We start from the raw sequence: 13732 nt of genomic DNA on the forward strand, positions 1-13732 counted from the left end.
TTGACCTTTTCTTCACGCTCCTCGCGTAAGCAAAGCGGGGACGAGGCCCGGAATGGGACAGGGGCCGGATGGGTGTCGATGTCGAGCGTGCGTTCATTTGAAGCGGGGGATGTGGATGCGGTCGCGGACCTGTTCCAGCGCCTTCTGCGAAAGAGCGCCCAGCCGCCAAGCGACGACCTGAAAACCTATCTCCGCACCCTCTTCATCGATTTTCCCGCCGCCGAACCGGATTTGCGCTCGCGCGTGCATGTCCGCGCGGATGGCAGCGTTTCGGGCTTCCTCGGCGTGCTGCCGGTGGAGATGGAATTCGAGGGGCGGCGCCTGAAGGCCGCCAATTGCGGCACCTTCGCCTGTGACGACCGCGATGGCGACCCCTTCGCCGGTGCGCGCCTGCTGCGCGACGTGCTCTCCGGCCCGCAGGACCTGTCCTTCACCGAGACCTCGAACGATGTTTCGACGGACATGTGGCGCACGACGCGCGCCACCGTCCTCGGCCCCTACAGCCTCGAATGGCTGCGTGTGATAAGACCCTCCGCCTTCGCGCTGGAAGCCGCCGCCGGGCGCCTGTCCGCCTTGAGGCTGCTCAGCCCCATGACCCGGCCCATCGACGCGCTTCTCTGCCGACGCGGTGGGAAGCAGAGCTGGTCGCACTACGCGCCGCTTGCCGGCAAGGCCGACGCCTTCGTCGTCGACGCGGTGAGCGATACCGAATTTGCCCATCTGTGCCGCCAGTTCGTACGCCATTTCCCGCTGCGCCCCGCATGGGAGACACCGATGCTGGAGACCATGCTCGGGCACGCCACCCGCAAGGCGCTGCACGGCGAGCGCATCCAGCATGCCGTCAAGACGCGGTCCGGCAAGGCGATCGGCCTCTACCTCTACTACGGCGATCCCGGCGGCATCGGCCGCACGGTGCAGATCATGGCCGAGCCCGGCCAGGAGGCCATCGTCATCGACTGCCTGATACGCAACGCCCATGCCCGCGGTCTCGTCGGCATTCGCGGGCGCACGCAACCCGCCCTGCTGCAGGCGATGATCGGCAAGAAGTGCGCCTTCCTGCATACGTCCTCGACCATCGTGCACTCGCGCAATCCCGCGCTGCTGGAGGCGCTGACCAGCGGCCGGGCATTCCTCAACGGTCTTGCCGGCGAAGGCTGGACCCGCCTCATCGGCGATCGGTTCGGATAAGGCCATGTGCGGGATCGCCGGATATTGCGGGGGAAACATCGCACCGGAACGGGCGGCGGACCATCTGCGCCGCATGGTCGACGCGCTCCGCCATCGCGGACCGGACGGCGAAGGCATCCTGGTGCGCGGCGATGCGGGCCTTGCCCATACCCGCCTCTCCATCGTCGGCCTTGCCGACGGCGCCCAGCCGATGGCGACGGCGGACGGGGCGCTCGCTCTCACCTTCAACGGCGAAATCTTCAACTATGTGGAGCTGCGCGACGACCTGGCGGCCCGCGGCCACAGGTTCCGCACCACATCGGACACCGAGGTGCTGCTTGCGGCCTTCGCGGAAAAGGGCGCCGCCTGCCTGGAGGATTTCAACGGCGACTTCGCCTTTGCCCTGCACGATGCCAGGAACCGCCGGCTGGTGCTTGCCCGCGACCGGATGGGTGTGCGCCCGCTGTTCTACACCCAGCACGAGGGCGCCCTGTTCTTCGCCTCCGAGATCGGCGCGCTGCTGGCCCTGCCCGGCATGGTGGCCGAGATCGACCCCGTCTCGCTCGACCAGATCTTCACGCTCTGGTGCCCGATCCCGCCGCGCACCGCCTACCGCAACATCTTCGAACTGCCGCCGGGCCACGTGATGACCGTCGAGGACGGTCGCCGGACGGTCCGTCCCTGGTGGCAGCTCTCCTTCCCCGACCGGGGCGACGCCGAGCCGGCCGGCCGGTTCGAGAGCCGGGTCGAGGAACTGCGCGCCCTGCTCGCCGATGCGACCCGTCTTCGCCTGCGCGCGGACGTGCCCGTCGGCGCCTATCTCTCCGGCGGCATCGATTCCTCGGTCGTCGCCGCGCTTGCCGCACGCACCGTGACGCGCGGCCTGCGGACCTTCTCCCTGACCTTCCGCAGCGAGGAGCATGACGAAAGCGCCTGGCAGCGGCAGATGGCAGCAACGCTCGATGCGCAGGCCGACAGCGTCGAATGCACGACGGAGGCGATCGCCCGCCATCTGCCCGCGGTGATGGGCCATATCGAGCGGCCGATCCTGCGCACCGCGCCCGTGCCGCTGCACCTGCTCGCCGGAAGGGTGCGCGCGCGCGGCATGAAGGTGGTGCTGACCGGCGAGGGCGCAGACGAGATCTTTGCCGGCTACGACCTTTTCCGCGAGGCGCGCGTCCGGCGCTTCTGCGGCCGGCAGCCGGGCTCCGTCCACCGTTCCCGCCTCTTCCAGCGGCTCTATCCCTATCTTCCCGGCCTCAAGCAGCAGACGCCGGAATATCTCGCGCGCTTCTTCGCCTTCGGCTCGGAAGCCCTTGACGATCCGCTCTATTCCCACCGCCCGCGCTTCCGCTCCACGGCGGCGGCAAAACTGTTCTTCTCCGCCGGCCTCAAGGAGGCGCTCGGCGACTACGACGCCGCCGAGGACCTTGCAGCGCAATTGCCGGCCGATTTCCGCCGCTGGCATCCGCTGCACCAGGCGCAATATCTTGAAACCGCCTTCCTGCTGCCGGGCTACATCCTCTCCAGCCAGGGCGACCGGGTGATGATGGCCAATGCCGTGGAGGGGCGCTTCCCGTTCCTCGACCACCGGGTCGTCTCCTTCGCCGCCGGCCTTGCGCCGGATGCCAAGCTGCTCGGCCTTAGAGAGAAGCATATCCTCAAGGAAGCCGCCCGCGGCCTCGTGCCGGCGGCCATCATCGAGCGCCCGAAGCAGCCCTACCGCGCGCCGGACAGCGAGAGCTTCGCCGCCCCGCAGACACCCGCCTATTTCGACACGGTGCTGTCGCCGGACCGGCTCGCCGGGAGCGGACTGTTCAACGTCCAGGCCGTCAGCAAGCTGAAGGAGAAGGTCATCAGGGGGCAGGTCTCCGGCTTCCGCGACAACGCGGCCTTCATCGGCATCCTGTCGACCCAGCTCCTGCGCGGCACCGGCGCCGCACGATCCACAGAACCTGCATCCAGCATCGGGATAAGCTGACCATGTCCGACGAGACCAAAGCCGCCATTCGTACCTTCATCGTGGAAAACTTCCTGTTCGGCGACAACAGCCACCCGCTGCCCGCCGACCTGTCACTGATCGACAACGACCTCGTCGATTCCACCGGCATCCTCGAACTCGTCGGCTTTCTTGAAGAACGCTTCGACGTCCAGGTCGCTGACGCGGACATCGTGCCGGCCAATCTCGACACGATCGAACGCATCGCCGGCTTCATCACCCGCAAGCAGGCGGCCTGACAGCGGGCCGGCCATGCGGATCGAGCGATATCTTGAGGACAGCACAGCCCGCGACGGCGCCCGGACGGCGATCGTCTCGGGCGAGGTGCGGCTGAGCTACGCGCGCTTCCACGACCTCGCCGCCCGCATGGCAACCACGCTGCGCATGCGCGGCGTCAGGCGCGGCGACCGCGTTCTCGTCTTCCTCGACAATGGCTGGCAGGCCGCCGTCGCCGTCTTCGCCGCCTGGATCGCCGGCGCCGTCATCTGCCCCGTCAACCCGGCGACCAGGAGCGCGCGGCTCGCGCAGATCGTGCGCGACTGCACCCCTGGGCTGGTCTTCGTGGAGAGCCGCCTCGAACGGCTGCTCGATGAGATGATCGAGCTCGCCACCACACCACGCATCGTGACAGGCGGCAGCTTCGAGGCCGCGCTCGATGCAGCACCGCTCAAAGCCGGGCCCCTGCCCGATACCGACCTTGCCGCGCTGATCTACACGTCGGGCTCGACGGGCGAACCGAAGGGCGTGATGCTCGCCCATGAGAACGTGGACGCCGCCGCCCGCGCGATCACCGGCTATCTCGAAAACACCGAAGCCGACACGATCCTCGTCGTGCTGCCCATGTCCTTCGGCTACGGGCTCAACCAGCTCGTCACCGCCATGCGCTGCGGTGCGACGCTGGTCATCGAAAAGTCCTTCGCCTTTCCGCAGGCGATCTTCGAGAAGATCCGCGACGAGCGTGTCACCGGCTTTCCGCTCGTGCCGGCCATGGCGGCCATGATGATGCAGGCGCGCGACCTCGACGCCTCGCTCTTTGCGAGCCTGCGCTACATCACCAGCGCCGCCGCGCCCCTGCCGCTTCCCCATCTCGACTGGCTGCGCGCCTTCCTGCCGCAGGTAAAGCTCTATTCCATGTACGGCCAGACCGAATGCACCCGCGCCAGCTGGCTGCCGCCGGGCGAGGTGGACGCCCGGCGCGGTTCGGTCGGCATAAGCATACCGGGCGGGCGGGCCGAGGTCGTCGACGAGGCGGGCGAGCCGGTGGTGCCCGGCATGACCGGCGAATTGGTGATCAGCGGGCCGCATGTCATGCGCGGCTACTGGCAGAACGAGGCCGCGACGCGCCGCGCGCTGCGGCCCGATCCGCACACGGGGGGCCTGCGCCTCCATACCGGCGATCTCTTCACCGCGGATGCGGACGGCTATCTCACCTTCGTCTCCCGCATGGACGACATCATCAAGTCGCGCGGCGAGAAGGTCGCGCCCAAGGCCGTGGAGGACGTGCTCTGCCGCATGCCGGGCGTGGCGGAAGCGCTCGTCGCCGGCGTTCCCCATGAAGTGCTCGGACAGGCCGTCAAGGCCGTGATCGTCGCCTCGGACCCGGCCCTTACCGAACGGGACGTGCTGCGTTTCTGCGCCCGCCATCTGGAGGACCATATGGTCCCCAGGCAGGTCGAATTCCGGGATTTTCTCCCCAGGACCGATTCCGGCAAGGCAAGCCGCCGGCTTGCCGCCGACCCCGCCGGCACGTCCGGCCAAGATACAGGATCGCCCGCATGACCACGCCGAAGCCCCACACGCCCTCCTTCGCCCCGCTCGTGCTCGATCCCGCCGCGGAGGTGGAGCGCATCACCGGCTGGATGCGCGACCGGCTGCGCCTCGACCTGCGCAAGCGCGGCCTGGTGCTCGGCCTTTCCGGCGGCATCGATTCCAGCCTCTGCGCGGCGCTCGCCGTCAAGGCACTCGGCGCGAAGAACGTCTTCGCCCTCTTCATGCCGGAAAACGACTCCGACCCGGAAAGCCTGCGCCTCGGGCGCAGCGTCGCCGAGACCTTCGGCATAGAGGGCATCGTGGAGGATATCGGCCCGTCGCTTGCCGCCATGGGCTGCTACGAGCGCCGCGACGCCTTCATCCGCGAGGCCGTGCCGGAATACGAGGCCGGCTGGGCCTCCAAGATCGTCTTCGACAACCCGATGACGACGGGCGGCTACAACATTTCCTCGCTCGTCGTGCGTTCGCCGGACGGCGCGATGCGCAAGGTGCGGCTTTCGGCCGGAGCCTATCTCGGCATCGTCGCGGCGACCAACATGAAGCAGCGCACCCGCAAGCAGCTCGAATACTACCATGCCGACCGGCTGAACTTCGCCGTGCTCGGCACGCCGAACCGGCTGGAATACGACCAGGGCTTCTTCGTCAAGAACGGCGACGGCGCCGCCGACATCAAGCCGATCGCCCATCTCTACAAGTCGCAGGTCTTCCAGCTTGCCGCCCATCTCGGCGTGCCGGCCGACATCCTCTCGCGCCCGCCCACCACCGACACCTATTCCCTGCCGCAGACGCAGGAGGAATTCTACTTCGCCCTGCCCTACGACAAGATGGACATCTGCCTCTACGGGCTGGAGAACGCCGTGCCGCCGGTGGAGATCGCCGCGGCGACGGGCCTCGAGGCAAGCGACGTCGAGCTGGTCTGGGCCGATATCGCCGCCAAGCGCAAGGTCGCCCGCTACCTGCATTGCCCGCCGCTCGTCTTCGACGGAGCGAAGTAGCGCATTCCCAGCCGAAACGGCACCGGATAACGCAGTAGAAACAAGGATCAAGAGCAATTCCGGGATTTCACCGGGCCTGCCCTAGGTCCCGCAAAGCGCACGGGCGTTGAGCAGCCCCCAGCCGTAGACCGCATCCTTGCCGGGCTTGCCGATGTCCTCGGCGGATCTCATCAGCTCCGCCTTGAGCGCATCCGGCGAAAGGTCGGGCCTGGCGGAGAGGAGCACGGACACGGCGGCCGTGACGAAGGGGGCGGCGAACGAGGTGCCGGTCTTCTGCCGCGCACCGGAAATCGACGCCGCCGTCCACACGCCGACACCGGGCGCGGCGATGTCGATGTGATCGCCCCGCACCGCACGGCGATAGGGATTGCGGGCCTTGTCGACCGCCGTCACGGCGATCACGTCGTCATAGGCGGCGGGATAGACCGGCTCGGCATTCGGTCCGTCATTGCCGGCAGCCGCGACCAGGATCGTTCCCCGCCCGGCGGCGGCCGCCACGGCCCGCTCCAGCACCGCGTTGGCCGGGCCCGTGAGGCTCAGGTTGACGACCCGGATATCGCGCCGAACCAAGAGGTCGAGTGCGCGGACGAGGTCGTAGACATTGGCGATGTCGGCGGTCTTGCGGAAACGCTGGAAGGCATCGACGGCGACGACCTCTGCCTCCGGCAGGAGGCCCGGCACGCGGCTGCCGGGCGCGCCGACCAGAAGGGCGGCGACCGCCGTGCCGTGCTGCTCGCCCGATGCCGCGTCCTTCTCGTCGCCGAGGCTCAGCACCTCCAGCCGCGCCCGCGCCAGAACCGCATGGTCGGCGTTGATCGCCGTATCGATGAGGCCGATGCGCTGCGGCTTCAGGCAGGCCATGCCGCTGCCGTCGCCCCCGGTCGGCCAGCCGACCATATGGCGCACCAGGGTGCAGCTTTCGCCCCTGCAGACGGCCTTGTCCGCGGCCTGCGGCTGGTAGAAATGGTTGAAATCCACCGTCGCCGAGGCGCTGCGGGCCGAAACGGCCGCGCGTGCCGCCTCGAGCGTCAGGCCCTGCGGCACGATGAGGCGGACCATTTCGCCGCCGACGAGCGCGACCTCGACGCGGCCGTCGATGACGAAGCCGTCCTGCGTCAGGCCGGCAAGGGCGTTTTCGTCAAGGCCAGCGGCGACGATCTCGTTCGGCGCCTGCTCCGGCACCGCGACCGCGCGGCGCACGGGCGCACGGCGCACCGCGCGGGTCGACTGGCGGAACAGCGGGCGCAGGATGCGCTGCGGGTCTGCACGGCGATCGTCTCCGCCCCGCCCGCGACTGCCGCCGCGGTCGTCGTCGTCATCGTCATCGCCTCCGTCGTCGTCATCGGCGAGGGCCACGGCCATGCCGGGCGACAAACCACCCTGCGGCGCGGGCAGCGCGACGAGCCCCGCCATGGCGAGGGAAAGGAGGAGGGAAAGGCGCTTGGTTCTGTCTGCAAGGCGGCTCGGCATGGTCCGTCTCCCGTGGCGGCGGCCGTCCGTCGGGTGCGGCCTTCCGTTGATTGTCCTTCCTGGCATACGTTCGACTCGACAGCTTATTCCATGGCATGCCAAAGAAATCCCATGACGAACACCATGCCGACGGTACCGGAACGGCTTGTGGCCTTCCTGCCGAACCTCAGACGCTTCGCGATCTCGCTCTGCCGGTCGCGGGAGCTGGCCGACGACCTGGTGCAGGCGGCCTGCGAGCGGGCGATCCTCGCGGCTGACAGCTTCGCGCCCGACAGCCGCTTCGACGCCTGGATGTTCCGCATCCTGCGCAACCTGTGGATCGACCACCTGCGCCGCCAGAAGACCGCCGGCCCGCACGACGACATCGATGAGGCCCGCGACGTCTCCGTGCCGTCGGGCGAGGCGGCCGCTCATGCGCGGATGGATCTCGCCGGGGTGACCGCCGCCCTGCAGAGGCTGCCGACAGAGCAGCGTGAAGTGCTGGTCCTGGTCTGCGTCGAGGACATGAGCTACCGCGATGCCGCCGACGTGCTGGCCATTCCGATCGGCACGGTGATGAGCCGCCTTGCCCGCGCCCGGAAAAATTTGATGGAGCTCACGGGAATAAGTTTCGGCGAAGGGCGTTCGTCCGATACGAAAGGCGGCGTTCTATGAGCAAACAGGCATTCGACGACGAAACATTGATGGCCTTCGCCGACGGCGAACTGGACGAGGCGCGGAGCCTCGCGCTGGAAGAAGCGCTCGCCGACGACGAGGCCCTCGCCGAACGGCTCGCCGTCTTCCTCGACAGCCGCCGGCTGGTCGGCGATGCCCTCAAGCCGCTGATCGGCGAACCGGTGCCCGAAGCGCTCGCCGCCTCGGTGCGCCGCATGGTGCAGGAGGCCGGGGAGAAGACGGCGCCGCCGCAGGACAATGTCGTCTCCTTCCCCGCAAGGCCGCAGCCGGAGGCCGGCCGGGCGGCGGCACGGCGCTGGCTCATGCCGATCGCGGCAAGCCTCGTGGCATTGGTCACCGGCGTCGTCGGCTTCACGCTCGGACGCATGGGGCCATCCGTCACCGATGCCGGCGCAGAAATCGCCGCCGCCCTCGACCGCGAGGCGTCCGGCCGGGATGTGACGCTCGGCACCGCCGTGCTGCATGTCGTCGCCACCTTCCGCGACGAGCGGGGCGAGCTCTGCCGGGAATACCGGCTGACGCAGCCGGCAAGCAGCACGCAGACCGTCGCCTGCCGCCAGGACGGCGCCTGGACGACGCGGCTCGCGCTGACGACGCCGCTGGCCGAAGGCTATGTGCCCGCCTCCGCGCAGGAGACCGTCGACGCCTACCTCGCCTCCATCCAGGCCGGCGCGCCGCTGTCCGCCGAGGAGGAGCGCAAGGCGCTTTCCCCCTGAAACGAGGGACCTGCTGACGTCCCTTTCGGGCCCGGTGTGCAGAAGGCCATCGCCCTTCCCGTCCCCTATGGCAAGAGAATTCGACGTTGCCGTTCTCCCTTCTCCCCCGCGGGGAGAAGGTGGCCCGGAGGGTCGGATGAGGGGGTGGCTCCGCCGGATCGTCCGCGCTTCCGACCTCCCCCTCATCCGCCTGCCGGCCCCTTCTCCCCGCGGGGGAGAAGGAAGATGGGGCAACGATTTCCTATCTCGATGGCCTGCTCCCATGAGGAGGGCTCAGCCTGCGGGGCATCCTTGACGTCAAAAGACTGATTGATAGCCGGACCGCTGGCGGAGGAGACGCCCGCAGGCAGAGGGCGGCTTCCCATGTGATTGCGCGCCATTCGAAAAGGGCGTGCGGAACATCACATGGGTTGATATCAATCTACTATTGACACATACCGACCGTATGGTATGTTAACGACATGCCCCGACCAACCAAACACGCACCCGAACGCGGCAACGCACGAACCCGGCTCCTGGAGGCGGCGCGCGACATCATCCGTGAGAAGGGTTTTGCCGCAACCAGCGTCGAGGATCTCTGCAAGGCCGCCGATGTCACCAAGGGCGCCTTCTTCCATCACTTCGCCAGCAAGGAGGCGCTTGGCGTGGCGGTGGCCGAGTTCTGGGCGGAGACGACGACGGCCTACTTCGCCGCCGCGCCCTATCATGCACCGGACGACGCGTTGGCCCGGATCCTTGCCTATGTCGCCTTCCGCAAGGCGATCATCACGGGCGCGCTGAAGGATTTCACCTGCCTCGTCGGAACGATGGCGCAGGAAATCCATGCGAGCGCGCCCGACATTCGCGATGCCTGCGGCCGCAGCATCTTCGGCCATACGGCGACGCTGGAGGCCGATATCGAGACGGCGCGGCGGGAACGCGGCATCACGGCGGACTGGTCCGCCGAGAGCCTGGCGCGGCACATGCAGGCTGTCCTGCAGGGCGGTTTCGTCCTCGCCAAGGCCGGCAACGACCCTGTGCTCGCGCGCGAAAGCCTCGATCACCTGGAGCGATACATACGACACCTGTTCAACGCCATGGAGGATGACGCACATGATGAGAACGACCCGGATCGGCTGCGCCTGCGGACAGACGCGCCTTGAACTGCGGGGAAGCCCGATCCTCGTTTCCGAATGCCTGTGCAACAGTTGCCGGGCCGCCGCCGGCAGGCTCGCCGCCCTTCCCGGCGCGAGAAACACCCTGACCGCCTATCAAGCGACGCCCACGGCGGAGTACCGCAAGGACCGGGTGGAGATCCTCTCCGGCGCTGAAAACCTCCGGGAATTCCGCCTCTCCTCCACCGCCGGCTCGCGCCGGGTGATCGCGGCCTGCTGCAACACGCCGGTTTTCCTGGAGATGAAGGGCGCGCACTGGCTGAGCCTCTACCTGCATCTGTGGCCGGAGGAGATACGGCCGAAGGCGGCGTTCCGCACGATGACCGGCGACCTTGCCGACCCCTCCGGCCTGCCGGCCGACATGCCGAACCTCAAGACCCATACCGTCGCCTTCTATGCCAGGCTTCTGGCGGCATGGATCGCCATGGGCTTCCGCAATCCGAAAATCACCGTGGGAGGAACCATCGATGCCTGAGAAGATCGAAATCGAGAACGTCAACATTCCCGGCCGCACGGAGCGGGTGGACCGCACGAAATACACGGCGATGCGCAAGGCGCTGCTCGCCGCCCTGCCGCACACCGCGCCCGGCATGACCGTGGCCGAGGCCCAGGCGGCCCTCCTGCCCTTCCTCTCGGAAACGGACTTTCCGGAACGGCAGAAGGCGGGCTGGTGGATGAAGGCCGTGCAGCTCGACCTCGAGGCGAAGGGCCTCATCCGGCGCGCACCGCGCAAGCCGGTCCATCTCTACCGGATCGCTCCCGCCACCGCCGACTGAAGGCCGCGGCCGGGCGACGGCATGTCCCTACATTTTTCGAGATGCCGGGAATAGACCGCGCCCGGCGCCGTTCCTCCCCCATCGAACGATGAGGAGAACAGCGATGCCACTCGCCCTTCTGAAGAAGCCGCAGCCCCGGTTGACCTTCCTCTGCCGCAAGGAGGACGAGGGCGTCATCCCCGCCCCCGTGCGCGCCAAGACGGCCCTGCCCGACTGGTTCCGCAAGCTGCCGCCCGTCGATGCCGCCCATGTCTCGCCGAACAACAGCGGCCTGACGGTAAAACGCTGCATGCCCTTCCTCGACGCCATGGCGGCAGGCTGGGTCATCGGGCTTGCCGGCACCGTGCGCATGGAGATCTCCGACGGCGGGAGGACCGTGGATTGCGGCTGGGATTTCGATCGCACGCTGGTCAGCAACCATGCCAGCCACCAGGTCGCCGGCAATCCGCGCGAGCCCCTGCCGCCCTGCAAGTTCCACAACTACTGGACCATCCGCACGCCGCCCGGCTGGAGCTGCCTCTTCGTGCCGCCGCTCAACCGGCCGAACGGCGTCTTCGAGGTCGTTTCGGGCGTCGTCGATACCGACACCTACCAGTCGGAAATCCACTTTCCGTTCTTCGCCACCGGCGAGAACGGCCTGCATGTGCTGGAGCGCGGCACGCCCCTCGTGCAGGTCATCCCCTTCCGCCGCGAGACGTCAGACCTCGACGCCGACATCCGCGCCGAACGCGAGGCGGAAGGGGTCGTCCGCAAGACGATCCTGCGCAAGACGCTCGCCGCCGACGGCTGGTATCGCAAGTTCGCGCGCGCCCAGCGATAGGACCGAAGGGGGCGACCGCTCTTCCCACCGCCGCTGCCGCGCGCAGCGGCGGCGAAGCCGCATGGGTTTGAATGGTGCGCTATAGCATTGAAAAATAACTCATTTTTCATGGAATAGATGTCCTGGCCCACCGTTCCTCCTGTGCAGCCGGCAAGGCTGTCATTCAAAGGAGACATGCCATGAAGAAACTCATCGCAATCCTCGGTGCCCTGCTCGTGGCCGGTGCCGCCGCGCCGGCGCCGGCCGTCGCCGACGACCCGGTCCACCGCTTCCTGCAGAAGATGGTGCGCAGCAGCAAGGCGAGCCATGTCCGCTCCAGCCGCGACCGGGACGATGACCGCCGGGGCAGCTGGAATTCCAACCGCAACTCCAACAGCTCGTCGAATTCCTCGCGGAATTCCAACTCGAATTCGAGCTCCAACTCGTCGAGCAATTCCAACTCGAACAGCTCGTCGAACTCTTCCAGCAATTCGAGTTCGAACTCGTCGTCGAACTCCTCCTCCAACTCCTCGTCGAACTCGTCTTCCGACGACGATTGAGCACCAGCCTGAAGGACCGAAGGGAGGGCGGAGCCTGTGCTTCCGCAATCCCCCTTCCCGCACCCCACGCCGGCCGGCCGGCGTGGGGGACTTTTCCACCCCTGAAGCGTACCCGCCGGGCAGATCGCCGGCATGGTGGAAAGGGATCGCCACGCGCCTGCGCAGCCAGCTCCACGGGGCCGCAAGAGCCCTCGCCGCGGCACTCGCTCCGTTATTCACCATCGCCGTCCAAAGGACTTTTCGCCCGCTTTACTTTACCGACCAGACGGTATAGTAATTTTCCGTGCTCAACGCAGTGTGGGAGGAAACACGGTGCAGCTGGATGGATTTCTGAGAACGACGGCGCTGGTCGGCGCCGTCCTGTGGGGTGGCTCTGCAACAGCGGCGGAAGTGTCGATCTTCTGCAGCTCGGCCGGCGCCGAGCTCGAGCTTTGCCAGTCGGCCTCCGAGGCCTGGGCGAAGGAGACCGGCAATACGGTCAAGATCAACAAGATGCCGGCGAACTGGGGCGAGGCCCTGCCGCTCTACCAGCAGCTTCTCGCCGGCAAGTCGGGCGACATCGACGTGCTGACGCTCGACAACATCTGGGTCGGCGCGCTCGCCGCCCACCTCGTCGACCTCAAGGAGAAGGTCCCGGCGGAGGAGCTTTCGGCGCATTTCGAGGCGGCGCTCGCCGACAGCACCATCGAGGGCAAGCTGCTCGCCATGCCCTGGTTCGTCGATGCCGGCCTGATGTTCTACCGCAAGGACCTGCTTGAAAAATACGGCAAGGCCGAACCGAAGACCTGGGCGGAACTGACCGAGACGGCAAAGTCCATCCAGGAACAGGAACGCGCCGCCGGCAACAAGGACATGTGGGGCTATGTCTGGCAGGGCCGCGCCTATGAGGGGCTGACCTGCGATGCGCTCGAATGGGTCGCCTCCTATGGCGGCGGCACCTTCATCTCGCCGGACGGCGAGATCACCGCGAACAATCCGAAGGCCGTCGAGGCGCTGGAACTCGCCCGCACCTGGATCGGCGGCATCAGCCCGGAAGGCGTGCTCAACTATGACGAGGAAGGCTCGCGCGGCGTCTTCGAGGCCGGCAACTCCATCTTCCACCGCAACTGGGGTTATGTCTGGGGAACCAGCCAGGCGGAGGGCTCCTCGCTGCTCGGCAAGGTCGGCGTGATGGCGCTGCCGGTCGGGGCGGAAGGCGAGAAATCGAGCGGCTGCTACGGCGCCGGCCTTCTCGGCGTGTCGAAATATGCCGACGATGTCGATGCCGCCGTCAGCCTCGTGCAGTACCTCACCAGCGCCAGCGAGCAGAAACGCCGCGCCTTGCAGGGCTACAGCCCGACGCTGAAGGCGCTCTACCAGGACGCGGAGATCATCGAGAAGAATCCCTCGCTGCGTTTTGCCGAGAAGGCCTATGCGGAAAGCGCCTCGCGGCCGTCGCAGGTCACGGGCGCCTCCTACAACCGCGTCTCGCAGCGCATCTTCAACGGCGTGCACAACGTGCTGAGCGGCAAGGAAACCGCCGCCGACGCGCTCGCCAAGGTGAGCAGCGATCTGGAACGGCTGAAGAAGCGCGGCTGGTAACGGTCCGGACGCCTTTCCGGGGAAAGCCGGGAAGGCGCCGTCTTTCTGTTTTATGCGGTTCCGGAAGCGA

14 protein-coding genes are annotated in these 13732 nt (G+C 67.6%); 13 read left to right on the plus strand and 1 reads right to left on the minus strand.

From position 1 onward, the window contains the following. The first annotated feature begins 78 nt into the window (after positions 1 to 78). Genes AABQ55_RS26545 through nadE form a run of 5 tightly spaced genes read left to right on the plus strand, consistent with a single transcriptional unit; the run spans position 79 to position 5931 of the window. A complete protein-coding gene (locus tag AABQ55_RS26545) occupies positions 79 to 1188 on the plus strand; it encodes a hypothetical protein (RefSeq protein ID WP_272807868.1) in 1110 nt (369 codons plus the stop codon). Between the two features lie 4 nt (positions 1189 to 1192). Beyond that, positions 1193 to 3148: an asparagine synthase (glutamine-hydrolyzing) gene (gene asnB / locus AABQ55_RS26550; RefSeq protein WP_272807867.1), complete on the plus strand. Its 1956-nt coding sequence runs from the start codon at positions 1193 to 1195 to the stop codon at positions 3146 to 3148. A 2-nt stretch (positions 3149 to 3150) separates the two neighbouring features. Next, a complete protein-coding gene (locus tag AABQ55_RS26555) occupies positions 3151 to 3405 on the plus strand; it encodes an acyl carrier protein (protein WP_272807866.1) in 255 nt (84 codons plus the stop codon). A gap of 13 nt (positions 3406 to 3418) precedes the next feature. Beyond that, a complete protein-coding gene (locus AABQ55_RS26560; RefSeq protein ID WP_272807865.1) occupies positions 3419 to 4945 on the plus strand; it encodes a class I adenylate-forming enzyme family protein in 1527 nt (508 codons plus the stop codon). After that, the gene (gene nadE / locus AABQ55_RS26565; protein WP_272807864.1) at positions 4942 to 5931 is read left to right on the plus strand and encodes an NAD(+) synthase; all 990 of its coding nucleotides are present in this window, start codon (positions 4942 to 4944) and stop codon (positions 5929 to 5931) included. Before AABQ55_RS26560 ends, nadE begins: the two co-directional genes overlap by 4 nt. An 81-nt stretch (positions 5932 to 6012) precedes the next feature. Here the strand turns inward: nadE and AABQ55_RS26570 are convergent, their stop codons facing one another. Then, complete coding sequence (locus AABQ55_RS26570) at positions 6013 to 7131, minus strand: S8 family serine peptidase (RefSeq protein WP_432349331.1); 1119 nt, start codon at positions 7129 to 7131, stop codon at positions 6013 to 6015. Between the two features lie 381 nt (positions 7132 to 7512). Between AABQ55_RS26570 and AABQ55_RS26575 the strand changes: the two genes are divergently transcribed. The 8 genes from AABQ55_RS26575 (at position 7513) to AABQ55_RS26610 (ending at position 13662) form a co-directional block, all read left to right on the plus strand. Next, a complete protein-coding gene (locus AABQ55_RS26575; RefSeq protein ID WP_272807862.1) occupies positions 7513 to 8055 on the plus strand; it encodes an RNA polymerase sigma factor in 543 nt (180 codons plus the stop codon). After that, on the plus strand, positions 8052 to 8792 hold the full coding sequence (locus AABQ55_RS26580; RefSeq protein ID WP_272807861.1) for an anti-sigma factor family protein: 741 nt from the start codon (positions 8052 to 8054) through the stop codon (positions 8790 to 8792). Before AABQ55_RS26575 ends, AABQ55_RS26580 begins: the two co-directional genes overlap by 4 nt. 461 nt (positions 8793 to 9253) lie before the next feature. Further along, positions 9254 to 9934: a TetR/AcrR family transcriptional regulator gene (locus AABQ55_RS26585; protein ID WP_272807860.1), complete on the plus strand. Its 681-nt coding sequence runs from the start codon at positions 9254 to 9256 to the stop codon at positions 9932 to 9934. Further along, complete coding sequence (locus AABQ55_RS26590) at positions 9885 to 10421, plus strand: GFA family protein (protein ID WP_272807859.1); 537 nt, start codon at positions 9885 to 9887, stop codon at positions 10419 to 10421. Before AABQ55_RS26585 ends, AABQ55_RS26590 begins: the two co-directional genes overlap by 50 nt. Then, positions 10414 to 10722, plus strand: a complete 309-nt coding sequence (locus AABQ55_RS26595; RefSeq protein WP_272807858.1) for a DUF6958 family protein — start codon at positions 10414 to 10416, stop codon at positions 10720 to 10722. The genes AABQ55_RS26590 and AABQ55_RS26595 overlap by 8 nt, the downstream gene beginning before the upstream one ends. Positions 10723 to 10825: 103 nt before the next feature. Next, on the plus strand, positions 10826 to 11542 hold the full coding sequence (locus AABQ55_RS26600; protein ID WP_272807857.1) for a DUF6065 family protein: 717 nt from the start codon (positions 10826 to 10828) through the stop codon (positions 11540 to 11542). Between the two features lie 179 nt (positions 11543 to 11721). Next, complete coding sequence (locus tag AABQ55_RS26605) at positions 11722 to 12081, plus strand: hypothetical protein (protein ID WP_272807856.1); 360 nt, start codon at positions 11722 to 11724, stop codon at positions 12079 to 12081. 318 nt (positions 12082 to 12399) lie between these two features. Next, complete coding sequence (locus AABQ55_RS26610; RefSeq protein ID WP_443021186.1) at positions 12400 to 13662, plus strand: ABC transporter substrate-binding protein; 1263 nt, start codon at positions 12400 to 12402, stop codon at positions 13660 to 13662. The last annotated feature ends 70 nt before the right edge of the window (positions 13663 to 13732 follow it).

This window comes from Shinella sp. WSD5-1 (assembly GCF_963942435.1).
GTDB classification, from domain to species: Bacteria; Pseudomonadota; Alphaproteobacteria; order Rhizobiales; family Rhizobiaceae; genus Shinella; species Shinella yambaruensis.

What these genes read in the sequence shown, in the direction of transcription:
- AABQ55_RS26595 (WP_272807858.1), top strand. Translation starts at nt 10,414, where the DNA reads ATGCCTGAGAAGATCGAAATCGAGAACGTCAACATTCCCGGCCGCACG.
- AABQ55_RS26600 (WP_272807857.1), top strand. Translation starts at nt 10,826, where the DNA reads ATGCCACTCGCCCTTCTGAAGAAGCCGCAGCCCCGGTTGACCTTCCTC.
- AABQ55_RS26555 (WP_272807866.1), top strand. Translation starts at nt 3,151, where the DNA reads ATGTCCGACGAGACCAAAGCCGCCATTCGTACCTTCATCGTGGAAAAC.
- AABQ55_RS26580 (WP_272807861.1), top strand. Translation starts at nt 8,052, where the DNA reads ATGAGCAAACAGGCATTCGACGACGAAACATTGATGGCCTTCGCCGAC.
- AABQ55_RS26560 (WP_272807865.1), top strand. Translation starts at nt 3,419, where the DNA reads ATGCGGATCGAGCGATATCTTGAGGACAGCACAGCCCGCGACGGCGCC.
- AABQ55_RS26605 (WP_272807856.1), top strand. Translation starts at nt 11,722, where the DNA reads ATGAAGAAACTCATCGCAATCCTCGGTGCCCTGCTCGTGGCCGGTGCC.
- nadE (WP_272807864.1), top strand. Translation starts at nt 4,942, where the DNA reads ATGACCACGCCGAAGCCCCACACGCCCTCCTTCGCCCCGCTCGTGCTC.
- AABQ55_RS26585 (WP_272807860.1), top strand. Translation starts at nt 9,254, where the DNA reads ATGCCCCGACCAACCAAACACGCACCCGAACGCGGCAACGCACGAACC.
- AABQ55_RS26590 (WP_272807859.1), top strand. Translation starts at nt 9,885, where the DNA reads ATGATGAGAACGACCCGGATCGGCTGCGCCTGCGGACAGACGCGCCTT.
- AABQ55_RS26575 (WP_272807862.1), top strand. Translation starts at nt 7,513, where the DNA reads ATGACGAACACCATGCCGACGGTACCGGAACGGCTTGTGGCCTTCCTG.
- asnB (WP_272807867.1), top strand. Translation starts at nt 1,193, where the DNA reads ATGTGCGGGATCGCCGGATATTGCGGGGGAAACATCGCACCGGAACGG.
- AABQ55_RS26545 (WP_272807868.1), top strand. Translation starts at nt 79, where the DNA reads ATGTCGAGCGTGCGTTCATTTGAAGCGGGGGATGTGGATGCGGTCGCG.